Origin of the sequence: Flavobacterium sp. 103, assembly GCF_003096795.1 — a bacterium.
Classification (GTDB): Bacteria; Bacteroidota; Bacteroidia; order Flavobacteriales; family Flavobacteriaceae; genus Flavobacterium.
In genome coordinates, this window is record NZ_QENX01000001.1 from 2,559,297 (window position 1) to 2,583,551 (window position 24,255).

A 24,255-nucleotide genomic window follows, 5' to 3' on the forward strand; every position below is an offset into this window, starting at 1 on the left:
TAAAAAAACAGTTATGAGCGTGGGACGGGGAAATTTATTTAAGTTTATTAATAGTTTAGAATAGAATATAAAAATATAGACGCAAAGAAAGACTTTAAATTATAAACACGAATTCAGGAATTTTAAAAATATAGATTATAATTCGTGAATTCGTGGCAAGATAAAATAAAAAAATGGGACACAATAAAAATAGAAGAAACCTTGTATTATCGGGATTAGAGCCTTTGATCATTACGCCGGACAGCGTATTTGTGAATGTTGGGGAGCGAACCAATGTAACAGGTTCGAGAAAGTTCCTTCGATTAATCAAGGAGGAAAAATATGAGGAAGCACTCGATATTGCGAGACAGCAGGTAGAAGGTGGGGCGCAGATCATCGATATCAATATGGATGAGGGAATGCTTGATGGCGTTTATGCGATGACCAAATTCCTGAATTTGATTGCTGCCGAGCCGGATATTTCTCGTGTGCCAATTATGATTGACAGTTCGAAATGGGAAATCATTGAGGCTGGTTTGAAAGTCGTGCAGGGAAAATGTGTGGTAAACTCGATTTCGCTGAAAGAAGGAGAGGAAGCTTTTATCCATCACGCCAAATTGATCAAACGTTATGGAGCTGCCGTGATTGTAATGGCTTTTGATGAGGTAGGACAAGCCGATAATTACGATCGTAGAGTTGAAATTTGCCAACGGTCGTATGATATTTTGGTAAACAAAGTAGATTTTCCTCCACAGGATATCATCTTCGATTTGAATATATTCCCCGTAGCGACAGGTATGGAGGAACACCGCTTGAATGCTTTGGATTTCTTTAGGGGAACCAAATGGGTTCGAGAAAATCTACCGCACGCACACATTAGTGGTGGAGTGAGTAACGTTTCGTTTTCGTTTAGAGGAAATGATACCGTGAGAGAGGCGATGCACTCGGTTTTCTTGTATCACGCCATTAAAAACGGAATGACAATGGGAATTGTAAATCCGGAAATGTTGTCGATATATGACGAGATTCCAAAAGATTTATTGGAACACGTTGAGGATGTAATTCTCGACAGACGCGACGATGCCACTGAACGTTTATTGGATTTTGCAGAAAATGTAAAAGGCGATGTAAAGAGCAACGAGAAAGCGGTTCAAGAATGGCGTTCGGGAACGGTTCAGGAAAGAATCACGCATTCCTTGGTAAAAGGGGTGGATGAATTTATAGAAATTGATGTTGAGGAAGCTCGCTTAGCCGCCACAAAACCTATCGAAGTTATCGAAATCAATTTGATGACGGGAATGAATGTTGTTGGAGATTTGTTTGGTTCTGGTAAAATGTTTTTGCCACAGGTGGTAAAATCGGCGCGTGTGATGAAAAAAGCCGTGGCGTATTTATTGCCGTTTATCGAAGCTGCTAAACAGGTAGGTGATAAATCGGGGAATGGAAAGATTTTGATGGCAACCGTAAAAGGAGACGTACACGATATTGGTAAAAATATTGTTTCGGTGGTATTGGCTTGTAATAATTATGAGATCGTGGATTTAGGTGTTATGGTGCCTCCCGAAAAAATTATTGCAGCGGCTATTGAACATGAAGTAGATATTATTGGATTAAGCGGATTGATCACGCCGTCTTTGGACGAAATGGTGTATCTCGCTAAGGAATTGGATAAAAGAGGGATGAAAATTCCGGTAATGATTGGTGGCGCAACTACTTCACGCGCACATACGGCCGTGAAAATTGCACCTCAATACAGAGAAACCGTGATTCACGTAAACGATGCGTCAAGAGCGGTTACCGTAGCAGGAAATTTATTAGATCACAACCGAAAAATTTATGCAAGCGATATCCGAGCGGAATACGATGCGTTTAGAGAAACATTCTTGAATCGTTCAAGAGACAAGAATTTCCTAACGATTGAGCAAGCTCGTAAAAATAAATTACAATTGGATTGGAGACATTTTGAACCTGTAAAACCAAAAGTTATTGGGGAACAAACTATCGAAGTGGACTTGGATGTGTTGGTTCCTTACATTGACTGGACTCCGTTTTTTAGGACTTGGGAATTGTTTGGAAAATATCCAGCGATTTTGACCGATGAGGTTGTTGGAGAACAAGCGACTTCTGTTTTTGCGGATGCACAAGCGATGCTGGAAGTGATTTTGAAAGAGAAAAAATTACAGGCGAAAGGAATCTACGGAATCTTCCCTGCAAATCAAATCAATGATGACGATATCGAGTTGACGGATGAAAACGGAAAACCATTACAAACATTCTTGACTTTGCGTCAGCAGTCACAAAAAACAAAAGGAGCACCAAACATCGCATTAGCCGATTTTATTGCTCCAAAAGAGAGCGGAAAAGTAGATTATATGGGAGCATTTTGTGTAACCACCGGTTTTGGTGTAGACGAATGGGCGGCTGAATTCGAAAAGGATTTGGACGATTACAATTCGATTATGGTTAAAGCTTTGGCTGACCGTTTTGCAGAAGCATTCGCTGAATATTTACACGAAAAAGTTCGTAAAGAAATCTGGGGTTATGCAGCCGATGAGGTTTTGAGCAAAGAAGCACTTATTGAGGAAGATTATAAAGGAATTCGTCCGGCACCGGGTTATCCTGCTTGTCCAGACCACTTGGAAAAACCAACGATTTGGAAATTGCTGAATGTAGAGGCAGCAATTGGAGTGACCCTGACCGAAAGTATGGCGATGTGGCCGGCTTCTTCGGTTTCGGGATATTATTTTGGAAATCCAGAAAGCAAGTACTTTGGTCTAGGAAAAATAAAAGAAGACCAAGTGATTGATTACGCCAAAAGAAGAAGTGTTTCAACCGATGTCGCCATGAAATGGCTGAATCCAAATATAGCAGATTAACCCCCTAATCCCCTGAAGGGGGAATAACAAGGCAGAATAAAGTAACACAAACCTGATGACCCCTTTCAGGAATTCCCCCTTCAGGGGGTTAGGGGGAGGATTATGAAAGTAACAGAACATATAGAAAAAGCCAAAGGAGAAACGTTATTCTCTTTCGAAATTATTCCGCCACAGAAAGGCAAAAGCATTCAGGAGTTATACGATAATATCGATCCGTTGATGGAGTTCAAACCGCCATTTATAGATGTAACGACTTCTCGTGAGGAGTATATTTACATTGATAAAGGCAACGGATTATTGGATAAAAAATTAACCAGAATGCGTCCGGGAACGTTAGGGATTTGTGCTTCGATAAAACACAAATACAATGTGGATACCGTACCGCATTTGCTTTGCGGAGGTTTTACCAAAGAAGAAACAGAGTATATGTTGGTTGATTGTCATTATCTTGGAATCAATAATGTGATGGCACTTCGCGGTGATGCGATGAAGGACGAACAGTCTTTTGTGCCAAAAGCGGGTGGAAATAATTTTGCGGTAGATTTGGTTTCACAAATCAATCAATTGAATTGCGGAAAGTATTTACACGATGTTATGGACGCAGATAACAAAGCTGATTTTTGTATTGGAGTAGCCGGTTATCCGGAGAAGCATTTGGAATCTCCTTCTTTGCTGTCGGACTTGAAAAGACTGAAAGAGAAAGTAGATGCAGGTGCCGATTATGTGGTAACTCAAATGTTTTTTGAGAATGCCAAATATTTTGAGTTTGTTGCCAAAGCTAGAGAAATGGGAATTACGGTTCCAATTATTCCGGGAATTAAACCGATAGCGGTTCAAAAACATTTGCAAATTTTGCCTCAAATTTTCCGTATTGATTTACCGGAAGATTTAATAAGTGCAGTTGATAAATGCAAGAACAACGCAGAAATACGCCAAGTGGGTATCGAGTGGGCTATCCAACAATCGATAGAATTGAAAGCCGCGGGAGTTCCTGTGTTGCATTATTATTCTATGGGAAAATCAGAGAATATCAGACAAATTGCGAGTCAAGTTTTTTAAATAAAAAGTTATTATTAATTTCAATTTGAAATACTCGATCGGTTTTTAAAACTAATCGGGTATTTTTTTTAATCTTTAAATAAAAGAATATGAATCCAACCCTCCAACAAGATTTAAAAGACATTGAAAACATTCTCGAAAAAGTAAAACAACAAGGAATTGATTTTCTCAATGTTATTGATAGTACTCCCACTTCAACCCAAAATACAATTACGACCAATATGAATCTAAACGATTCTGGTTTGGGAGCATTGTCTGCTTTGGAAGAATTCAATGAACGTTTAGCCCCTTTGATGGTTTCACAGGCGGGACCTAGATATTGGGGTTTTGTTACGGGAGGTGCAACACCTGCTTCTATAGTTGGCGATTGGTTAACTACGATTTATGATCCAAATGCACAGGCTACAAAAGCACAAGGAGGCGTTTCTGCTTTGATAGAAATAGAAACCATTAATTTATTGTTGCAATTATTGGACTTGCCAAAATCGTTTTTGGGCGGATTTGTAACAGGTGCTACAATGTCAAATTTTACAAGTTTGGCGGTGGCTCGACAATGGTTCGGAAAACAATTGGGTCTAGATTTTGCAAAAAACGGAATTAGCGCTCCTCTAAATATTCTTACGGCTACACCACATTCCTCTTCGGTAAAATGCTTGGCGATGTTAGGGGTTGGAAGCCAAAATTTTACCAAAATAAAAACAGTTGAAGGAAATCGTGAAGCCATTGATATAGACGATTTGGAACAAAATATTAAAGGTCTAAATGGTCAGCCTTTTATTTTAATATCGAGTGCGGGAACTGTCAACTCGGCCGATTTTGATGATTTTAATGCAATTACGAAACTCAAAGAAAAATACAATTTTTGGTGGCATATTGATGCTGCTTTCGGAGGTTTTGCAGTTTGTTCTCCAAAATACAAACATTTGGTAAACGGTTGGCAAAATGCTGATAGTATCACCATAGATTGCCATAAATGGCTGAATGTTCCTTACGAAAGTGCTTTTTATTTGATAAAAGAACAACATAAAAATCTACAAGTGGAAACGTTCCAAAATTCGAATGCTCCATATTTGGGAGATCCATTGGAGAATTTCAGTTACCTGAATTTCTTGCCTGAAAATTCGAGAAGATTAAAAGCTTTGCCTGTTTGGTTTTCGTTATTGGCATATGGAAAGCAGGGATTTCAAGACATTGTAGGAAATAGTGTTGAGATGGCGTTGCTATTTGATGCTTTTATAACTAATGATGAAAGCTTCGAATTACTGGCACCAACTCGCCTCAACAACGTTTGTTTCACTTTGGCAGGAGAACACAATCAGGAAAAAGTAAATTTATTTTTGACGCATCTCAACGATAACGGCAAAGTGTTTATGACGCCAACAGTGTATCAAAACCGAAAAGGAATTCGGGCTTCCTTTGTCAATTGGAGAACAAATGAAAATGATATTCAAATAGTGATAGAAGAAATGAAAGAAAGTATTTTGGAGTTGGGAATCAAATAGTTATTTTCTGAATCAATGCATAAATTGCCTTATATTTGAGATTGTTTCTGGAATACTATAAATTGATTTTTTGATATGATGAATTTTCCAATCATAATGGGTATTACCTCAGGAGCAGCCTTTTTATTAGGTTTTCTGCTTATTATGCATCCGCAAAAAATTAATCGTATAGCAAATCGCTGGTTGGGATTATTTGTCATTACTCTTGGATTAGCGATGTTGGAAATATTTTTAGTCTCGGAAAATTTTCAGTCAATTCACCCAGTTTTATTTGATTTAATTGGTTTGATGAGATTCTTAACCGCTCCAGCTCTTTATATCAGTATTTTATATTTTACTTCATTGCTTAAAAAATTTGATAAGAAAATTTTATGGCATTTTTTGCCCTTTTTAATCTTTTTAATTTTCAGATTTCCGTTTTTTATCACTGGGAAAAACATTGAATTCAGTTATTCTGTAGGCAGAATAGTTTTTTTTGCGCTACAAATTGCATTGCCTCTTCAAACAATAATTTACTGGTATTTGTCTTTTAGTAAATTGCAAAAACACATAAAAGATATACGTCAATTTTCATCATCAACGGAGCAAATTGATCTTTCCTGGCTAAAATATTTTTTATTGATTTTGGTAATAATTATAACTGCTTGGTTCAATCTTGTCTTTTTCGACTTGAAAAATATAATCCGGTTTACTCCTTTATTGTATCTTTTGTCTGTGTTTTTTCTAGCTTATTTTTCTTTACAGCAAAAAGAAATTTTTGATTTTAATAAAAAAGATTTAGATGAGTTGTCAACTATTAAAGAGTATAAAAAAGAGAATCCCAAAAGAGTTTCGGAAAAGCGATTGAATGAGTTAGACGAAAAATTACGGGTACTCATGAATTCTGGAAAAGTATATTTGGAAAATGATTTAAGTTTGCCAAAATTAGCCAAAAACATGAAGGCAAGTTGTAATGAAACTTCGTTTGTGATTAACGAATTGTATGGGGATAATTTCTATAATTTTATAAACAAATTCAGAATCGAAGAGGCGAAAATGTTATTGTTGTCTGAGAAATACAGTCAATTAAATATTCTGGGAATTGCTTATGAATCTGGATTTAATTCTAAAACTACTTTTAATACAACTTTCAAAAAGTATACAGGAGTGTCTCCAACAGATTTTGTAAAATCAAATAGGATTTTAGAAAAAAAGGAAGTTTAAATACGTTCGAACGGGTACATCGGAACACTTGATATTTGATTAATAGCCAATTTTGGGGTGTATTAATTCAAATAAAAAAGTTATGTTAGAACAATCAAATCATGAGGTTTCAACTTCAATAGCCAAAAAAATCAGTACAACTTTAATACTGGGACTTGTGTTTTCCGCTTTGCTATTAATGCTTGGTAACGGCGGTAATATTTCTTGGTTTCCGCCAATAGTAGTTTTTTCTTTAGTTGGGATTGCTTTATTAAGTGCTCTTCTATTTCCTTTTATATGGCATTATTTAGAACACGAGCAGAAAATGAATTCTGCAAAAATATATGGTTTTTTATATAGCGGAATTCGATATGCTATAGCTTTTAATATTGCCAGTTTTGGTTGGAAAAAGTTTTATGGACTTCAATTTATCGTGCCAACAGAAATTGCGAGTTTGCCTATGAATCAGCAATCGGGTGAATGATTGACTTGGTTTTATTTTGGACACTCACAGGTTTTTGGAATTATAATAGCGCTTATCCAAATTGGTGGCGGTTATTTATTATTGTTTCGAAGAACATTGTTAATAGGAGCCATAATTTTGTTTGCGCTACTAGTCAATTTGACTTTAATCAATGTTTTTTATCAAATGAATACGGGCGCATTATTGCAATCTGTTGTATTAACGATTGGTGTTTTGTTCTTGATTTTATTAGAATATAAAAAGCTTATTGTCTTTTTTCTAAAAACAAAATCCAATTTACCTTCGTTAAGTTTTAATAGTGCACTTGTGAAAAATATGGTTCGCCTTTCGGCAATTGTATTATCATTACTATTTACAATCTATTTAAAGTCATTGGTGAAATAAAAAAAGAGAGCTCGTTTAAAATGACTTTAAGCGAGCTCTTTTTTTATCTGTAATCTGTAAACTAAAATCTGCAATCTTTCAACTTACTTCGTGATTTCCCTAAACACTGCCTCCAAATTCTTGTTCTTTTGATTCAGCTGTAAAGTTTTCAATCCATTATCGTAAGCAAAATCAAAAACCGTTGGGCGCATATCTTTATCCGAAACAAAAGTCAGTTCCCAAGAACAGCCATTAATGTTTTTATAAGATTTTAAATGTGGAATTTGAGCAACAAGGTCTTCTTCTACTTTCAAATCAAATTCGACTTCGATTACTTGTTCTTTATTGGCGGAAATTAAATTGTCCAATTTTTTATCGGCAACTATTTGTCCTTTGTCAATAATAATCACTCGGTCGCAAATCGCTTCGACTTCCTGCATAATGTGTGTAGAAAGAAAAACCGTTTTGTCTTTTCCTACGTTTCTAATCACATTTCTGATTTCGACTAATTGATTTGGATCCAATCCGGTAGTAGGTTCATCCAGAATCAAAACATCGGGATTGTGCAATAATGCATTTGCAAGACCTACTCTTTGGCGATAGCCTTTGGACAACTGTCCTATTTTTTTATGGCTTTCAGTTTGTAAACCTGTAAGTTGAATTACTTCTTCGATTCTTGATTTATCTACTTTATAAACGTCGGCATTAAAAGCCAGATATTCTCTCACATACAAGTCCAAATACAATGGGTTGTGTTCCGGTAAATATCCAATAGAAAGCTGCACCGATTTTTCCTGAGTGTTTACATCAAAGTCATTGACTAGCGCAACACCAGAGTCGGCGTGAATATAAGTTGTCAAAATTTTCATCAAGGTTGATTTTCCGGCGCCATTAGGTCCTAAAAAACCAACGATCTCACCTTTTCTAACAGAAAATGAAATGTTGTCCAATGCTTTTTGGGCACCATAACTTTTCGAAATGTTTTTTACTTCTATTGACATAAAACTTTATTTGTTGCAAAAGTAAACAGAAAAAACTTTTGTTTATTGTTTTTGTCCAACAATGAGCCTTACACCTTTGTCAAATTTTGGAACTTTGACAAAGCTTGGATAGAAATGATGGCTTTATCATTAAGATTTATATATTTACAATTAAACTAAATCAATATGGGAAATAATCAATCAGGCAGTTTCTTGAAAAATTACAGCAGTATTCTATTACTCCTTGGCGGAATAATCGTTGGTAGTATTTTAGGTCTAGTTTTTGGAAATGGAGTAGAAGTCATAAAGCCATTAGGAGATATATTTCTGAATTTACTTTTTACGGCAATCATACCGTTGGTGTTTTTTACCATTGCATCCTCAATCGCCAATTTACAAAAAAGCGAAAAATTAGGTAAACTCTTCGGGATAGTTTTAGGAGTGTTTCTAACAACCGTGATTATTTCGGCCATTATAATGATTATCGGTGTTTTGATTTTTCCAATTCATCAAGGGATAGTAATCTCAAAAGTTGCATTAGAAACTATTCGGGAAAGCAGCACTGGTTCTCAAATCACACAATTGGTAACAGTCAATGATTTCTATGAAATACTGTCCCGAAAAAATATGTTGGCGCTCATATTATTTTCTTTTCTAATCGGTTTTTCAACTTTGCGTGCAGGGGAAAAAGGAAAAGACTTCGCGCGGTTTCTTAATTCTGGAAACGAAGTGATGAAACAATTACTGCATCTTATTATGAAAACGGCACCAATAGGTCTTGGTGCTTATTTTGCATATCAAGTTGGTATCTTCGGACCACAATTATTTGGTGCATATGCCAAACCACTAGCTTTATATTATGCTGTTTGTACTTTTTACTTTATTGTATTTTTTAGCTTGTATGCTTTTTTCGCTGGAGGAAAACTAGGGCTCAAAATATTTTGGAAAAACAACATCACTCCTGCATTGACGGCAGTGGGAACGTGCAGTAGTATTGCAACTATCCCTGCCAATCTGGAAGCGGCTGAGCAAATGAATATTCCGAGTCACATTCGGAATCTCGTAATCCCGCTTGGAGCGCCCCTGCACAAAGACGGTTCGAGTATGTCTTCGATTGTCAAAATCGCTGTGATTTTTGCCTTATTCGGCAAGGATTTTACGGATCCTTATACTTTATTAACGGCAATCGGTATCACCATAATAGTGTCTGTAGTCGAAGGCGGTATTCCAAACGGAGGATATATAGGAGAAATTCTCGCCATAACCGTTTATGGTTTTCCGATGGAGCAAGCCTTGCCGGCTGCAATGATTATAGGGACTTTGGTCGACCCAATTGCAACTTTATTGAATGCCAACGGTGATTTGGTCTGTTCAATGGTAGTCACCAGAATCTCCGAAGGCAAGAAATGGATTAGCCAAAGTATTGCTTAAATAATATGAACAATTATTTTGGAGTGCCCCCGTTGAGTAAAGGAGCCAACTTTTAAGACCGCTTATTCGGCTCCTTTACTCAACGGGGTCGGGCTATTCATGCTACTTCGGTAGCTTATTTCTATCTCTCACTCGGCTCACAAGATATTTAGTTTAAACCAAAAACTAGTCTTTTTTATCAACTTTCAAAAGCAAGGGATTAAAAAAAAAACCGTTTTTTATCAGAAAATAAATTTACTGTTTAATTTTTCGTTTTGAATTCAATAATTTTAACGTCTCAAAAAGCTTCTTTTTTATGGAATAATGAATTAAAATCCCTTTTAACAAACGAATCTTTTTTTGTTACATAAAAGATTATTTTTATTTTGGCTGACTCGAAATATGTCATACATTTGCAATAAATAATTGAAACCCACAATAAAAAAAATTTCTATCAAATGAAAAGTGGGTTCTCTGACAACCAAAATTTAAATACTTCTTCGGAAGAAAAACAAAGCACATCATGTCAAATAACCGTTTTTATTTTAGCAACTCTTTTTATTTCTTCTTTAGGAAGTAAGGGATTGTGCTATGGTTATTTGAAGAACAAAAAACAAATAAAACTAATATACAATCCTGATGAAAATCAGGATTTTTTTTTGACCCAATGAGAACGAAAATTGCAATACAAGGAATTAAAGGATCTTTCCACCATCAAGTGGCTCAAGACTATTTTTATCAAAATATAGAAGTGGACGAATGTCTGTCTTTTGAGGAATTGGTAGCTAGTTTGTTGTCGGGAAAATCAGATCAGGCAGTAATGGCTATAGAAAATTCTATTGCAGGACCTATTATTCCAAATTACGCACTGATTGACAAAAACAATCTGCACATTATAGGAGAACATTATTTGGATATTCACCAAAATTTAATGGCACTGAAAGGTCAAAAGATTGAAGATATTCAAGAAGTGCATTCACACCCGATGGCTTTATTGCAATGTATGGAGTTCTTAAAAAAATATCCAAACATAAAATTAGTTGAAGACAAGGATACTGCCGAAACCGCCAGAAGAATACACGAAAAACAGCTAAAAGGAATTGCAGCTATAGCTAGTAAAACAGCTTCAGAAATGTATGATTTGGAAATTCTGGCTCCAGAAATCCAAACGATAAACAATAATATGACTCGTTTTGTCATTATTAAAAAGGAAAATACTTTTGCTGAAGAAAACGAAATCAACAGAGCTTCCCTTAAATTCGAATTGGATCACAAACGAGGAAGTTTGGCTGCAGTGCTGAATGTAATGAGCGATTGTAAATTGAATTTAACCAAAATACAATCATTACCAAAAATAGAAACACCTTGGAAATATTCTTTTTTTGTGGATGTGACTTTCGATAAATACGAAGATTACGCCAAGTCAAAAGCATTGTTAACGATAATGGCCGAATATTTTAAAGTATTGGGAGAATATAAAAATACCAAACCTTGATAAGTTCAAAGGCACAAGTTTTTAAAGAAAAATAAAATCTGAAAAGAGAAATATAAAATAGCATGATTACAACAGCAAAACGTCTCGATATAATTGAAGAATACTACTTCTCATCTAAATTGAGAGAAGTGAGACAATTAGCCTCAGAGGGAAAACCAATTATCAATATGGGAATTGGAAGCCCAGATTTGAAGCCATCAAAAGCAGTTATGGATGCCGTAATTTTGGCAATGCAAGATGAGAATGCACACCAATATCAAAGTTATCAAGGATTGCCTGAACTTAGAAAAGGGATGGCAGATTTTTATAAAAATAATTATGGTGTAACCTTAGATTCTAATGTGGAAATTTTGCCTTTGATGGGATCTAAAGAAGGAATTATGCATATTTCCTTAGCTTTTTTGAATGAAGGAGACCATGTTTTGATTCCGAATCCAGGATATCCTACATACAGTTCAGTGACGAATCTAGTTGGTGCTGTACCTGTTTATTACGATTTGAAAGAAGTGAATAATTGGGAACCTGATTTTGAAGCTTTAGAAAAACTGGATTTATCAAAAGTGAAAATTATGTGGATTGGTTATCCACATATGCCTACAGGAGCGAGAGGAAGTCTGGAATTGTTTGAAAAATTAGTGGCTTTCGCCAAAAAGCATCATATATTATTGGTCAATGACAATCCGTATAGTTTTGTTTTGAATGATAAACCAATGAGTTTGTTGCAGGTAGAAGGAGCCAAAGATATTGCGCTGGAACTGAATTCTTTGAGCAAAACGTTCAATATGGCTGGATGGAGAGTAGGAATGGTTTTGGGAAGTGCAACGCTGATTGATTCGGTACTTAAAGTAAAAAGCAATATGGATAGCGGGATGTTCTACGGAATCCAAAAAGGGGCAGTGGAAGCATTAAAAAGTGATCAATCCTGGTTTGACTCGATGAATGCCGTTTATAAAAAACGTCGTGTACTTACTGAACAATTGGCCGAAAAACTGGGTTGTGAAGTGTACAAAGAAGGCGTTGGACTATTTGTTTGGGCAAAATTACCTGCAGGAATAACATCGGCGGAGGATTTTATCGATAAAATATTATACGAGAAATCTATTTTTATAACACCTGGAACCATTTTTGGAAGTAATGGAGAAGGTTACATTCGATTTGCGCTTTGTGTAAAAGAGGAGAAAGTACAAGAAGCGATAAGTAGATTTTAGATTACAGTTTGTCATTCCGACGGAGGAGGAATATCCGCGAAGTGAGTAACCAACGAAGATTCCTCCTCCGTCGGAATGACAATAAAAGTGATAAGACAAAATTTTCTGAAAAAACGAGATGCCCTAGCCCTGATAGTAGTGGAAATCCTCCCGATTTTTTTCGGGAGATTGAAACGGATAGCAGGATTAGCTACAAAAAAAAGAGAAGATGAATATATACGTAATAGGTGTTGGATTAATAGGAGGGTCAATAGCATTGGACGCAAAAGGTTTGAATCCTGATGCCAAAATTTTTGGGATTGACAGTAATGAAAAGCATTTGCAGGAAGCTATAGCGCTTGGAGTTATTGATGAAGCTGCAACGTTTGATGATTTGTCCAAGGCAGATTTTGTGATTGTTTCGGTTCCAGTGGATACGGCAATTGTGGTTTTGCCAACAGTGTTGGATTTAATTTCAGATTCGGCTATTGTTTTTGATGTGGGTTCGACCAAAACACCAATATGCGAAGCGGTTTCGGGTCATCCAAGAAGAAGAAATTTTATTGCTACGCATCCTATTGCAGGAACAGAGTTTTCGGGACCATCAGCGGCAATTAGAGGGTTGTTTCAAGGGAAAACAAACATCATTTGTGAAGTTGAAAAAACGACTTTCAAATTACAGGAAAAAGCATTGTGGCTTTTTGCGGCAATCGGAATGAGAATTCGTTATATGGATCCAAAATCGCATGATAAACATATTGCTTATGTGTCGCATTTATCACATATCAGTTCGTTTATGCTTGGAAAAACGGTAATCAATAAAGAAAAGGACGAACAAGATATTTTTGATATGGCAGGTTCCGGTTTTGAAAGTACCGTTCGTTTGGCCAAGAGTTCGCCAGCGATGTGGACACCGATTTTTAAACAAAACAAAAAGCAGGTGGTCAGAACATTGGAAGAATATATTTCAAATTTATCCAAGTTTAAGGAGCTTTTGGTAAATGATGATTACGAAGCGATTTATCATGAAATGGAAAGCGTCAACCGAATTAAGGAAATATTGAACGGAATGAATGCCAAAAAGTAGCAGTAATTCGTTTAGAGAAAAATAAAATAGAACAACAAAATAAAGTAGTAGTAAGCAATTAATAATAAAGATCTCTCTTAATCCCTCCAGTTGTTTGGGGAGTTCCGATAGCTATCGGGAGGAGAGAGAAAAAAGTAAATAATTTTAGAAAAGATGGAAAACAAGAAAGAAATGAGAGATTGGTTGAACGAGTTCAAATTGTCTCATCCATTTGTAATAGCAGGACCTTGTAGTGCTGAAACAGAAGAGCAAGTGTTGAAAATCGCGCATGAATTGAAAGATTCTGACGTAAGCGTTTTTAGAGCTGGTATTTGGAAACCAAGAACACGTCCAGGAGGATTTGAAGGTGTTGGAGAGATTGGATTGAAATGGTTAAAGAAAGCTAAAGCAGAAACAGGTTTGCTTATGGGTACAGAGGTTGCAACTGCAGCTCACTGTAAATTAGCTTTAGAAAATGACATTGATGTTTTATGGGTTGGTGCTCGTACAACGGCAAATCCTTTTGCTGTTCAAGAAATCGCCGATACCTTGAAAGGAACTGATAAAATTGTATTGATTAAAAATCCTGTAAATCCTGATATGGCTTTATGGTTGGGTGGTGTAGAGCGTTTGTATGCTGCTGGAATCAAGAAATTGGGTGTAATTCACAGAGGTTTTTCTACTTACGAAAAAACTAAATACAGAAATATTCCAGAATGGCAAATTGCTATTGAATTGCAAAATAAATTTCCTGATTTACCTTTGATTATTGATCCTTCACATATTACAGGAAACCGTGATATGATTCTTGAAGTAACTCAAGAAGCATTGGATTTAAATTATGACGGTATGATTATCGAAACTCATAATGATCCAGATAATGCATGGAGTGATGCTGCTCAACAAGTAACTCCTGCTGCTTTGAAACAAATCTTCAAAGATTTGAAAGTAAGAAAAGTGAGTGGAGACACTGATGAGTTTACAAGTAAAATGACCAAATTAAGAGCTAATATCGATGTGCTTGATGCTAATTTATTAGACTTATTAGGAAAAAGAATGAAAGTGGCTGACGAAATTGGACAAGTGAAAAAAGAAAATAACGTTGCAATTCTTCAAAACAACCGTTGGAATGAAATCCAGGAAAAAATGATTGCTGAAGGTGCCAAAAAAGGATTGACAGAAGAATTTATAGTTAAATTGTTCAAAAATATCCACCAAGAAAGTATTGGTCATCAAGAAAAAATCTTGAATTCGTAAAAAGATTTTAGATTTTAGAATGAGGATTAACGATTTTAGATTTCGTGAGTCGTAAATTTAGATTTCAATAAATCCCAAGGCTTAGGTTTTGGGATTTTTTTTGTTTGTTTAGGAAGTCTTGTAAATCATAAATCTAAAATCGCTAATCTTCAATCATAAATCCTTTATCTTTGCAAAAACTTAGATTTAAATCATAAATCTAAAATCGTTAATCTTCAATCAAAAATCCTCTATGACAGGACTCGTTTACAAATCTACAGGAAGTTGGTACACCGTAAAATCAGAACAAGGTGATTTTATAGAATGCCGTATGAAAGGGAAATTCCGAATCAAAGGAATTAAAAGTACCAATCCAATTGCTGTGGGTGATATTGTCGACTATGAACTCGAAGAAACATCAGATACTATTACTGGAACTATTTATAATATTCACGAAAGAAAGAATTATATCGTTCGTAAGGCGGTTAATTTATCGCATCAAATGCATATTATTGCGTCCAATATTGATCGTGTATTTTTGTTAATAACAGTAAACAATCCGCCTACCACATTCAACTTTATAGACCGTTTTTTGGTAACCGCCGAAGCTTATGGAATTGAAGCTATTTTGGTTTTTAATAAAATAGATACCTTGGATGAGGTTACGCTTGATGAGCAGTTGTATATGCAACATGTGTATCAGGAAATAGGATATAAATGTTTGCGAGTTTCCTCGACAGAGAATAAGGGGGTCGAAGCTTTGCAAGATATGATGGTTGGTAAAGTAAGTATGTTTTCTGGACATTCGGGTGTTGGGAAATCGACTCTGGTGAATGCCATGGAACCTTCTTTGCATTTAAAAACTAAAACTATATCTGTAGCCAGCAAGCAGGGACAACATACAACCACTTTTGCAGAGATGTATGATTTGTCTTTTGGGGCAAAAATTATAGATACTCCAGGAATCAAAGGTTTTGGAATGGTCGATATGGATCCGTCAGAGATTAGCGGATATTTTCCCGAATTTTTCAAATTGAAAGACCAGTGTAAGTTCAACAATTGTTTGCATAAAGAAGAACCACATTGCGCCATAAAAGCCGCATTAGAAAGAGATGAAATTGCTTGGTCCCGATATAATAGTTATCTCAAAATTCTGGAAGGAGATGATGAGCATTATCGTACCGATGATTACAACGAGGATCGAATCATTAGTGATAAATCTAGGGAATAACAATTGCAAAATTCAATTTCAATATCAATGTCAAAAAACACTGTTTTTTAAATCTGCAATTTGTAATCAATGAAAGTTGTTCTCCAAAGAGTTTCTCAAGCCTCCGTAACCATTGACAATAAAATAGTAGCCGATATTCAAAAAGGCTTACTAGTTTTAGTTGGTATTGAAGATGCCGATACACAAGAGGACATCAATTGGCTTTGCCAAAAAATTGTAAATCTTCGCATTTTTGGAGATGAAAATGAGGTAATGAATCTTTCCGTAAAAGATATTGATGGAGAAATAATTGTTGTTTCTCAATTTACACTTCATGCCTTAACCAAAAAAGGAAATCGTCCCTCTTATATAAAAGCCTCAAAACCCGAAATTGCAATTCCTTTATATGAAAGTTTTGTAAAACAAATGGAAAAGGAATTGGGTAAAAAAGTACAAACGGGAATTTTTGGAGCAGATATGAAAGTGTTATTGCTGAATGATGGTCCTGTTACTATTCAAATCGATAGTAAAAATAAAGAATAATTTTAGCTTTTATTTAAACGAAATTTTCTTATATTTCGATGCTAAAATTTTATTATGACCCCCAAGTCCCATTCTATTATTTACGTTGCTTTCTTATTTGCAACAACGTTTCTTTTTGCTCAAAAGAGCGATTATAGTACACTTACTCTTTCCGATAGTCTCAAAGAAAATGCGAATGCAGTGGTTCGTTTGAATCAAATTGATATTGTAATTGCTTCTCAACGCAGCATGAATATCAAAAACAAACGTGTGGTAACTGTCTTGAATGAGAATGGCTTAGGCGCTATTGAAGCCTATGAAAATTACGACAAATCGAGTCCTGTCAAAAGTATATTGGCAACGGTTTATGATGTTTCAGGAAAGGAAATAAAAAAAATAAAAAAAGGAGATTTCAGGGATGTAAGTGCAGTAAGCGGAAGTACTCTTTTTTCGGAGAGCCGTTATATTTACTTAGATTATACACCAATACAATATCCGTTTACAGTTGTTTTTGAAAGCGAAACAGAAACATCCAATACTGCTTTCATTCCGCAATGGATGCCTTTGAATGATTATGCTGTAAGTATAGAAAAAAGCATTCTGAACATAAGTTATCCTTCAAACCTCAGTTTTAAATATAAAGAATTCAATTTCTCGAATTTTAATGTAAAAAAAACGATAGAAACTTCGACACAACTTTCTTATACAGCATCAAAAATGTTGGCCCAAAAAGAAGAAACAGCAAGTCCTTCTATTAGTTATCTTTTTCCAAGAGTAATGATGGGATTAGAATTGTTTCATCTTGAAGGGGTGGATGGAACTGCCAAAACATGGGCAGAATTCGGAAAATGGTACAGTGAAAAAATTCTACAGGGAACCACAGATCTTCCAGAAGAAACTAAAGTAAAAATGAAAGCTCTAGTAGGTAATGAAACTGATCCCATTAAGAAAGCACAAATCATTTATAAATATGTTCAGGAAAAATCAAGATATGTGAATATAAGTATTGGTATTGGAGGATGGAAACCAATGTTGGCTGGTGATGTTGATCGTTTGGGGTATGGAGACTGTAAGGCTTTGAGTAATTATACCAAAGCACTCCTTGCTGCGGTGGATGTACCATCTTATAATGTGATTTTATATGGTAATCCAAGAAAGCGTGATATTGAAACTGATTTTGTTTCAATGCAAGGGAATCATATGATTTTGGCTATACCCAATAAAGATAAATATGTTTTTTTAGAATGTACAAGTCAGATAGATCCTTTTGGTTATCAAGGAACGTTTACAGATGACAGAAATGTTTTGGTGGTAAAACCCGAAGGAGGAGAGATTGTAAGAACAAAAGTTTACGAAGATATGGGTAATACCCAAATCAGTAAAGGAACTTATTCTATTGCAGAGAATGGTGATTTTTATGGAAAAATAGGAATCGTTTCTGAGGGTTCTCAATACAATCAAAAATTTAATAATGATAAGCTTTCTCCAACGGAAATGGAAGTTTTTTATAAAGATTATTGGAGTACCATTAATAATTTAAAAATCAAAAAAGTCACTTTTAAAAATGATACTGAAAAAGTGAGTTTTACTGAAAATGCCGAAATAAGTGCAGTGAATTACGGTAATGTATCAACAAATAAAATGATGTTTGCTATAAATGCTTTTAATCCATTAACTCAAAGTGTCAAACGAATTCGAAACCGAAAAAATCCTTTAGAAATTCAAAGAGGCTCAGTAGATATCGATGAAATAGAAATCGCTCTTCCAGTTAATTTCTCGATTGAATTTCTTCCGGGAAATGTTGAAATTTCCGGGAAATTCGGTGAATATAAAACAGAGATTATCAAAAAAGACAATGCTAATATCGTTTATAAGCGAAAGTTCTTTTTGAAAAAAGGTTTATATACTAATAAGGAATACGATGAATTTCGTCTTTTTATGGAACAAATTTCCAGAAACGACAACGCAAAAATAATTTTAACCAAATCTTAATTACAAAATGAAAACCAAACACTTAACCCTTCTATTGTTATTAGCCCTATCTTATTTCAATGCAAACGCTCAAGAATTTAAATTAGGAAAAGTCTCTATAGCAGAATTGGAGCAAAAAGCACACCCGAAAGATACGGCCGCTGTTGCTGCAATATTATTTAAAACAGGTTCAACTAGATTTGAATATTTGCAAAATGAAGGTTTCAGAGTAATTACGGAAATAGCTATGCGTATTAAAATTTATAAAAAGGATGGCTATGAATGGGCAAATAAAGCAGTAGGGTTTTATTCGGGAGGTAGTTCGATAAAAGAAAATGTCTTGTTTACGGATGCTGTAACTTATAATTTAGTGGCGGGGAAAATTGAAAAAACAAAGATAAAAAGTGAAGGGGAATTTGAGGAGAAGGTTAATAGATATTGGAGTAAAAAGAAAATAACTTTGCCTAATGTTAAAGAAGGCTCGGTCATTGAATTTAAATATACGATACGAACAAATAATATTGGGATGCTACGAGAATTTGATTTCCAGACTGATATTCCTGTTGATTATACAGAGTATAAAACCTATGTGCCGGAATATTTTATATACAATACTAAAATGAAAGGATTTGTTACGCCACAAATCAATGTTGAAAAATCTCCAAAATCATTTGTGATTACCAGCAAAGAGAGAACAGAGTCTGGTCATGTTTCTCAGACCAATTTTTCAACGGATAAAATTGAGTACATGGAAACCAAAACTATTTATATTGCGAAAAACATGCCTGCCATGAAGGAGGAAGCATTTGTAAATAATATTGATAATTATACAACAAGTTTAGCACAAGAATTATCGATGACGCATTATCCAAATGAACCACTTAAGCCTTATTCTACAGATTGGAATGCAGTAGTAAAAACTATTTATGATAATGAAGATTTTGGGCCCGAACTTAATAAAACGGGTTATTTTGAAGATGATTTAAAAGCGGTTATTGCTGGATTAACAGCTCAGGATGAAATTATTTTAGCTATTCTGAATTATGTGAAATCAACCGTAAAATGGAATGAATATAATGGTTATTCTTGCGATGATGGTGTTAAAAAGGCATATAAAGACAAGACTGGTAATGTAGCAGAAATTAATTTAATGCTTACTGCCATGTTGCGTACAGCTGGATTAAAAGCAAATCCTGTTTTGGTTAGCACCAGAGCAAATGGGATTTCAATTTTTCCAAATAGGACGGCTTTTAACTATGTTATTGCTGCTGTAGAAACTCCAGAAGGGTTGATATTGTTGGATGCTACAAGTAAATTTTCAACTCCAAATGTATTGCCATTTAGGGATTTAAATTGGATGGGGAGGTTAATTAGAAAAGATGGAACATCAGAAGAAGTCGATTTGATGCCTACAAAAGTTTCAGATGATAATGTAACAATGATGTATTCAATTGATGCCACCGGTAAAATTACGGGTAAATTAAGACGTCAACGAACCAACCATAATGCTATGAGTTTTAGATCGGAGATAGAAAACATAAAAGAGGAGGAATATTTGGAAAAATTGGAAAATGAAAACGAGAAAATTGAAATTTCTGATTACTCTAGAGCAAATGAGAAAGATGTTAAAAAGCCAATTGTAGAAACCTGCTCTTTTACAGGGACAAATTTGTGTGAGATCATTGGTGAAAAAATGTATATCAATCCATTGTTGTTTTTTACCAAAGAACATAATCCATTTAAACAAGAGGTTAGAGAATATCCTATTGATTATGGGTTCCCATTTATAGACAAATATGCAATAAATATTGATATTCCAGATGGATATGTGATAGAAACACTTCCAAAATCATCTGTGTTTAATATGGAGGATAATATTGGTAGCTTTAGATTTATATCGAATGCTTCAGGAAATAAAATACAGTTATCAATTAGCCATCAAATTAATACACCAATTGTTTCGCCAGAATATTATACTACACTAAAAGAATATTATCAAGGAATGATTGCTAAGCAAACTGAAAAAATCGTTTTAAAGAAAGCATAAATAATGAGAAACTTTAAAGCCCTTTTGGGGTTATTGATTTTGTTTTCTTGTATAAAGATAAATGCTCAAAATTTTGAATTAGGGAAAGTGTCTATTTCGGAATTAAATGAAAAACAGCATCCCAAAGATACTAGCGCTGTGGCAGCGATATTGTTTAAAAACGGTAAAACTAGTTTTGATTATTCTTTGAAGAATGGATTTGTAGCAATCACAGAAGTGACTATGCGTATTAAAATCTATAAAAAGGAAGGGTCTGATTGGGCTAATTTCACCTTGCCTTATTATGTGGGGTATGAACATTACAATGATGATGTTGTTAAGTTTTCGAATGCAGCAACTTATAATCTTGAGAATGGTTCAATTGTCAAAACAAAACTTAATAGTGAAGGAAGTTTTAAAAAAAATGTAAATGAATATTGGAATGAAGCATCCATAACGTTGCCTAATGTGAAAGTGGGATCGGTCATTGAATTTAAATACGTTTTTAAAACTGAAAATATTGTTAAGTTTCCAGTTTTCAATTTTCAGGATAAAATTCCAGTAAATTACGCTGAATATACTACCAACATCCCTTATTTTTTTACTTATAAACCGATTCAAGTTGGTTTTATTGATATTAAAATGGATTCAAAGGTGGTGGGCGGAAGTTTTTCTTTTGATGACAAAAATTCACAAACCGTTAATTTGAGTTTCAGGCAATTAAAGACAAAATATACTGCAGAAAATATTCCAGCTTTAAAAGAGGAAAATTTTGTGGATAATATTCAAAATTATCAATCTTCTCTCCATCACGAACTTGAAAAGACAAATTTTCCGGATGAAAAAGAAAAGAATTATTCCAAAGATTGGGATGGTGTAACTAAAACTATTTATGCGGATAAAGAATTTGGAATTGAATTAAAAGAAAGTTTATATCTTCTAAATGATGTAAAAACGATTTTAAAAGACATTGATTCTAAGGAAGAAAGACTTGCGATAGTTTTTAAATTTGTTCAAAACAGAATGAATTGGAATGATGATAATGGGTATTATACGGATAAAGGTGTTAAGCAGGCCTATATTGACAAAACAGGAAATGTAGCCGAAATAAATTTCATTCTCATCTCAATGTTGAAATTGGCAGGATTGGATGCGAGTCCAGTTTTGGTTAGTACAAAAGAACATGGGATACCTGTTTTTCCTAATAGAACTGTTTTTAATTATGTTATTGCAGCTGTTGTTATAGACGGCAAGCAAATTTTATTGGATGCAACACATAAATACACCACACAAAACATCTTGCCTTTGAATGTTTTAAATTGGAAAGGACGACTCATTAAGCAAGAAGGAATTTCTCAAGAAATTGATTTGGTTCCCACAAAACCATCTGGTAAATATTATACTTTGATGGTAAAAATGGACAAGGAAGCTAAAATGGAAGGGAAGTATAGACTTCAAATGACGGATTATGACGCCTACAGTTTTAGAGAGAAATATGGAGAAATGAATACGGATACTTATCTGGAAAAGATAGAAAATGACTTTGGAGGTATTAAAATTCAAGATTATTCTATTGATAATAAAAAGACCGATTTAGCAAATCCTATTCTGGAAAATTTTACTTTTACGGCTAGCAATCATTGCGATATTATTGGAGACAAAATATACATCAATCCGATGTTGTTTTTTACACAATCACATAATCCTTTTGTTCAGGAAAAAAGACAAATGCCCATCTATTTTGGTTATCCAAAACTGGAAAGATATAATGTCAGTTTTGAAATACCGGACAATTATACTGTAGAGTCAATTCCTCAGCCGATGAGAATATCGACAGACGGTAAAGAGTTGTCTTTTTCAATTAACACGGTTTTTCAGGGTAATAGAATACAGCTTTTAATTACTAAGGAGAATAATATGTCTATAGTTTCTGCTGGGTTTTATGAACCAATTAAAGAGTTTTATCAAAAAATGATTGACAAGCAAAACGAAAAAATAGTTCTCAAAAAAATTCAACCATGAACCTAAAAAATGCCCAACTAGACGTAGACACTTGGATCAAAGAACACGGAGTTCGCTACTTCAATGAATTGACCAATATGGCACAACTTACCGAAGAAGTAGGTGAGGTAGCCCGAATCATAGCCCGTCGTTACGGAGAGCAATCCGAAAAAGAAAGCGATAAAAACAAAGATCTTGGTGAAGAATTGGCCGATGTTGTTTTTGTGGTATTGTGTTTGGCTAATCAAACCGGAATCGATTTGCAAGCCGCTTTTGACAAGAAAATGGATCTAAAATCCGTTCGTGATAAAGACCGACACAAAAACAACGATAAACTAAAATAATGTTATAAGTCAGGATAAAGTTTTGGTACATCCTTTTTTTAAAATAAATTTGTCAAACACACCTATCAACTCATCCAAAATGAATTTACTGTTACAAACTTCACAACACGATTTACAAGAACAAATTGCAATTACAGGTTCCAAAAGCGAAACCAATCGACTATTGTTGCTTCAGGCATTGTATCCAAATATTACTTTGGCGAATACTTCAAATTCTGATGATAGTGAAGTAATGCAAAAAGCTTTGGTGGGGAACGATGAAATAGTGGATATTCATCACGCAGGGACTGCAATGCGTTTCCTAACGGCATATTTTGCGGTAAATGAAGGACGTGAAGTTGTATTGACTGGATCGCAAAGAATGACAGAACGCCCGATAAAAGTTTTGGTTGAGGCCTTGCAGCAATTAGGAGCGCAGATCACTTATGAAAAAGAAGAAGGTTATCCGCCTATTCGAATCAAAGGACAAAAAATTACGGCTTCAAAAGTAAGCATTCCAGCCAATGTGAGCAGTCAATATATATCGGCATTGCTTTTGGTGGCGCCAAAATTAGAGAACGGAATTGAACTGACTTTGGTTGGTGAGATAACTTCGATTCCGTATATCAAAATGACTTTGGCATTATTGAATGATTTAAACATTCAAACTAGTTTTGTTGGAAACGTAATCACAGTACATCCAAAAAAGGAAGTAGAAACCAAAGTTATGACGGTCGAATCCGATTGGAGCTCGGCATCTTACTTTTTTAGTTTAGTTGCCTTGGCAAAAACAGCCACTATTTCTTTGACCAGTTATAAAGAAACTAGCTTGCAGGGGGATTCAGCTTTGGTTGAGATATACAAGGAAATGGGAGTGACGTCACATTTTGAAGGAAACAAACTTACTTTGACAAAGCAAAGTGATTTCGAATACAAAGATTTGAATTTTGAGTTAAATAATACTCCAGACATTGCACAAACTATTGTAGTTACTTGCTTAGGTTTAGGAATTGGTTGTCATCTTACCGGTTTGCACACTTTAAAAATTAAAGAAACCGATAGACTGGAAGCACTTCGTATTGAATTGACAAAATTGGGAGCTAATATTACAGTGACCAATGATAGCTTGACACTTGTTGCGACAAAAAGTATTAATGAAGAGATAAGAATCGATACTTATAACGACCACAGAATGGCGATGGCTTTTGCACCATTAGGATTAAAAGTGCCAATTGTTATCAATAATGCAGATGTAGTATCAAAATCATATCCTGATTTTTGGGATGATTTAAAGAAAATAGGGTTTTTTATGATGCAAAGATGGTCGTTTACATAAACTTTTATTGAGTTTTTTGCAATCACATTGCGGGATAGGGTCAGGTA

At 34.8% G+C, this 24,255-nt stretch carries 20 protein-coding genes; 19 read left to right on the forward strand and 1 reads right to left on the reverse strand.

The features are described from left to right. Positions 1-173 precede the first annotated feature (173 nt). The 6 genes from metH (at position 174) to C8C85_RS10475 (ending at position 7,466) form a co-directional block, all read left to right on the forward strand. The gene (gene metH / locus C8C85_RS10450) at positions 174-2,855 is read left to right on the forward strand and encodes a methionine synthase (protein WP_116797022.1); all 2,682 of its coding nucleotides are present in this window, start codon (positions 174-176) and stop codon (positions 2,853-2,855) included. 102 nt (positions 2,856-2,957) lie between these two features. Then, positions 2,958-3,914: a methylenetetrahydrofolate reductase [NAD(P)H] gene (metF, locus tag C8C85_RS10455; RefSeq protein WP_116797023.1), complete on the forward strand. Its 957-nt coding sequence runs from the start codon at positions 2,958-2,960 to the stop codon at positions 3,912-3,914. Between the two features lie 89 nt (positions 3,915-4,003). After that, positions 4,004-5,416 (forward strand): pyridoxal phosphate-dependent decarboxylase family protein, encoded by a 1,413-nt coding sequence (locus C8C85_RS10460; protein WP_116797024.1) that lies wholly within the window; start codon positions 4,004-4,006, stop codon positions 5,414-5,416. A gap of 75 nt (positions 5,417-5,491) precedes the next feature. Further along, complete coding sequence (locus C8C85_RS10465; RefSeq protein ID WP_116797025.1) at positions 5,492-6,619, forward strand: helix-turn-helix domain-containing protein; 1,128 nt, start codon at positions 5,492-5,494, stop codon at positions 6,617-6,619. A gap of 82 nt (positions 6,620-6,701) precedes the next feature. After that, entirely contained in the window at positions 6,702-7,082 is a 381-nt protein-coding gene (locus C8C85_RS10470; protein WP_116797026.1) for a hypothetical protein, read from the forward strand. Next, on the forward strand, positions 7,083-7,466 hold the full coding sequence (locus C8C85_RS10475; RefSeq protein WP_116797027.1) for a hypothetical protein: 384 nt from the start codon (positions 7,083-7,085) through the stop codon (positions 7,464-7,466). It begins immediately after the preceding gene. A gap of 83 nt (positions 7,467-7,549) precedes the next feature. Here C8C85_RS10475 and gldA read toward each other — a convergent pair whose 3' ends face one another. Beyond that, a complete protein-coding gene (gene gldA / locus C8C85_RS10480; RefSeq protein WP_116797028.1) occupies positions 7,550-8,446 on the reverse strand; it encodes a gliding motility-associated ABC transporter ATP-binding subunit GldA in 897 nt (298 codons plus the stop codon). A 165-nt stretch (positions 8,447-8,611) separates the two neighbouring features. On the opposite strand from gldA, the gene C8C85_RS10485 reads away from it, so the two are divergent. The 13 genes from C8C85_RS10485 to aroA all read left to right on the forward strand — a co-directional run bounded on the left by C8C85_RS10485 (position 8,612) and on the right by aroA (position 24,208). Beyond that, positions 8,612-9,856, forward strand: a complete 1,245-nt coding sequence (locus tag C8C85_RS10485; protein ID WP_116797029.1) for a dicarboxylate/amino acid:cation symporter — start codon at positions 8,612-8,614, stop codon at positions 9,854-9,856. Positions 9,857-10,293: 437 nt separating this feature from the next. Continuing rightward, on the forward strand, positions 10,294-10,506 hold the full coding sequence (locus C8C85_RS10490; RefSeq protein ID WP_116797030.1) for a hypothetical protein: 213 nt from the start codon (positions 10,294-10,296) through the stop codon (positions 10,504-10,506). Further along, on the forward strand, positions 10,503-11,330 hold the full coding sequence (locus C8C85_RS10495) for a prephenate dehydratase (protein ID WP_116797031.1): 828 nt from the start codon (positions 10,503-10,505) through the stop codon (positions 11,328-11,330). The genes C8C85_RS10490 and C8C85_RS10495 overlap by 4 nt, the downstream gene beginning before the upstream one ends. A 62-nt stretch (positions 11,331-11,392) precedes the next feature. Continuing rightward, complete coding sequence (locus C8C85_RS10500) at positions 11,393-12,538, forward strand: pyridoxal phosphate-dependent aminotransferase (protein WP_116797032.1); 1,146 nt, start codon at positions 11,393-11,395, stop codon at positions 12,536-12,538. Positions 12,539-12,746: 208 nt separating this feature from the next. After that, positions 12,747-13,604 (forward strand): prephenate dehydrogenase, encoded by an 858-nt coding sequence (locus C8C85_RS10505; protein WP_116797033.1) that lies wholly within the window; start codon positions 12,747-12,749, stop codon positions 13,602-13,604. Positions 13,605-13,757: 153 nt separating this feature from the next. Continuing rightward, positions 13,758-14,840, forward strand: a complete 1,083-nt coding sequence (locus tag C8C85_RS10510; RefSeq protein WP_111411100.1) for a bifunctional 3-deoxy-7-phosphoheptulonate synthase/chorismate mutase type II — start codon at positions 13,758-13,760, stop codon at positions 14,838-14,840. A gap of 232 nt (positions 14,841-15,072) precedes the next feature. Beyond that, complete coding sequence (gene rsgA, locus C8C85_RS10515) at positions 15,073-16,050, forward strand: ribosome small subunit-dependent GTPase A (protein WP_116797034.1); 978 nt, start codon at positions 15,073-15,075, stop codon at positions 16,048-16,050. A 69-nt stretch (positions 16,051-16,119) separates the two neighbouring features. Further along, on the forward strand, positions 16,120-16,572 hold the full coding sequence (dtd, locus tag C8C85_RS10520) for a D-aminoacyl-tRNA deacylase (RefSeq protein WP_116797035.1): 453 nt from the start codon (positions 16,120-16,122) through the stop codon (positions 16,570-16,572). A 54-nt stretch (positions 16,573-16,626) separates the two neighbouring features. Next, positions 16,627-18,543 (forward strand): DUF3857 domain-containing protein, encoded by a 1,917-nt coding sequence (locus C8C85_RS10525; RefSeq protein WP_116797036.1) that lies wholly within the window; start codon positions 16,627-16,629, stop codon positions 18,541-18,543. Positions 18,544-18,550: 7 nt separating this feature from the next. Further along, positions 18,551-20,569, forward strand: coding sequence for a transglutaminase domain-containing protein (locus tag C8C85_RS10530; RefSeq protein ID WP_116797037.1), 2,019 nt, complete (start codon positions 18,551-18,553; stop codon positions 20,567-20,569). 3 nt (positions 20,570-20,572) lie between these two features. Continuing rightward, the gene (locus C8C85_RS10535) at positions 20,573-22,570 is read left to right on the forward strand and encodes a DUF3857 domain-containing protein (RefSeq protein ID WP_116797038.1); all 1,998 of its coding nucleotides are present in this window, start codon (positions 20,573-20,575) and stop codon (positions 22,568-22,570) included. Continuing rightward, entirely contained in the window at positions 22,567-22,893 is a 327-nt protein-coding gene (locus C8C85_RS10540) for a nucleotide pyrophosphohydrolase (protein ID WP_007811153.1), read from the forward strand. Before C8C85_RS10535 ends, C8C85_RS10540 begins: the two co-directional genes overlap by 4 nt. A gap of 79 nt (positions 22,894-22,972) precedes the next feature. Continuing rightward, positions 22,973-24,208, forward strand: coding sequence for a 3-phosphoshikimate 1-carboxyvinyltransferase (gene aroA, locus C8C85_RS10545; RefSeq protein WP_116797039.1), 1,236 nt, complete (start codon positions 22,973-22,975; stop codon positions 24,206-24,208). Positions 24,209-24,255: the final 47 nt, after the last annotated feature.

Bases quoted from the DNA above. Each gene is read 5' to 3' on its own strand.
- metH (WP_116797022.1), top strand. From the start codon at position 174: ATGGGACACAATAAAAATAGAAGAAACCTTGTATTATCGGGATTAGAG.
- metF (WP_116797023.1), top strand. From the start codon at position 2,958: ATGAAAGTAACAGAACATATAGAAAAAGCCAAAGGAGAAACGTTATTC.
- C8C85_RS10460 (WP_116797024.1), top strand. From the start codon at position 4,004: ATGAATCCAACCCTCCAACAAGATTTAAAAGACATTGAAAACATTCTC.
- C8C85_RS10465 (WP_116797025.1), top strand. From the start codon at position 5,492: ATGATGAATTTTCCAATCATAATGGGTATTACCTCAGGAGCAGCCTTT.
- C8C85_RS10470 (WP_116797026.1), top strand. From the start codon at position 6,702: ATGTTAGAACAATCAAATCATGAGGTTTCAACTTCAATAGCCAAAAAA.
- gldA (WP_116797028.1), bottom strand. From the start codon at position 8,446: ATGTCAATAGAAGTAAAAAACATTTCGAAAAGTTATGGTGCCCAAAAA.
- C8C85_RS10485 (WP_116797029.1), top strand. From the start codon at position 8,612: ATGGGAAATAATCAATCAGGCAGTTTCTTGAAAAATTACAGCAGTATT.
- C8C85_RS10490 (WP_116797030.1), top strand. From the start codon at position 10,294: ATGAAAAGTGGGTTCTCTGACAACCAAAATTTAAATACTTCTTCGGAA.
- C8C85_RS10495 (WP_116797031.1), top strand. From the start codon at position 10,503: ATGAGAACGAAAATTGCAATACAAGGAATTAAAGGATCTTTCCACCAT.
- C8C85_RS10500 (WP_116797032.1), top strand. From the start codon at position 11,393: ATGATTACAACAGCAAAACGTCTCGATATAATTGAAGAATACTACTTC.
- C8C85_RS10505 (WP_116797033.1), top strand. From the start codon at position 12,747: ATGAATATATACGTAATAGGTGTTGGATTAATAGGAGGGTCAATAGCA.
- C8C85_RS10510 (WP_111411100.1), top strand. From the start codon at position 13,758: ATGGAAAACAAGAAAGAAATGAGAGATTGGTTGAACGAGTTCAAATTG.
- rsgA (WP_116797034.1), top strand. From the start codon at position 15,073: ATGACAGGACTCGTTTACAAATCTACAGGAAGTTGGTACACCGTAAAA.
- dtd (WP_116797035.1), top strand. From the start codon at position 16,120: ATGAAAGTTGTTCTCCAAAGAGTTTCTCAAGCCTCCGTAACCATTGAC.
- C8C85_RS10525 (WP_116797036.1), top strand. From the start codon at position 16,627: ATGACCCCCAAGTCCCATTCTATTATTTACGTTGCTTTCTTATTTGCA.
- C8C85_RS10530 (WP_116797037.1), top strand. From the start codon at position 18,551: ATGAAAACCAAACACTTAACCCTTCTATTGTTATTAGCCCTATCTTAT.
- C8C85_RS10535 (WP_116797038.1), top strand. From the start codon at position 20,573: ATGAGAAACTTTAAAGCCCTTTTGGGGTTATTGATTTTGTTTTCTTGT.
- C8C85_RS10540 (WP_007811153.1), top strand. From the start codon at position 22,567: ATGAACCTAAAAAATGCCCAACTAGACGTAGACACTTGGATCAAAGAA.
- aroA (WP_116797039.1), top strand. From the start codon at position 22,973: ATGAATTTACTGTTACAAACTTCACAACACGATTTACAAGAACAAATT.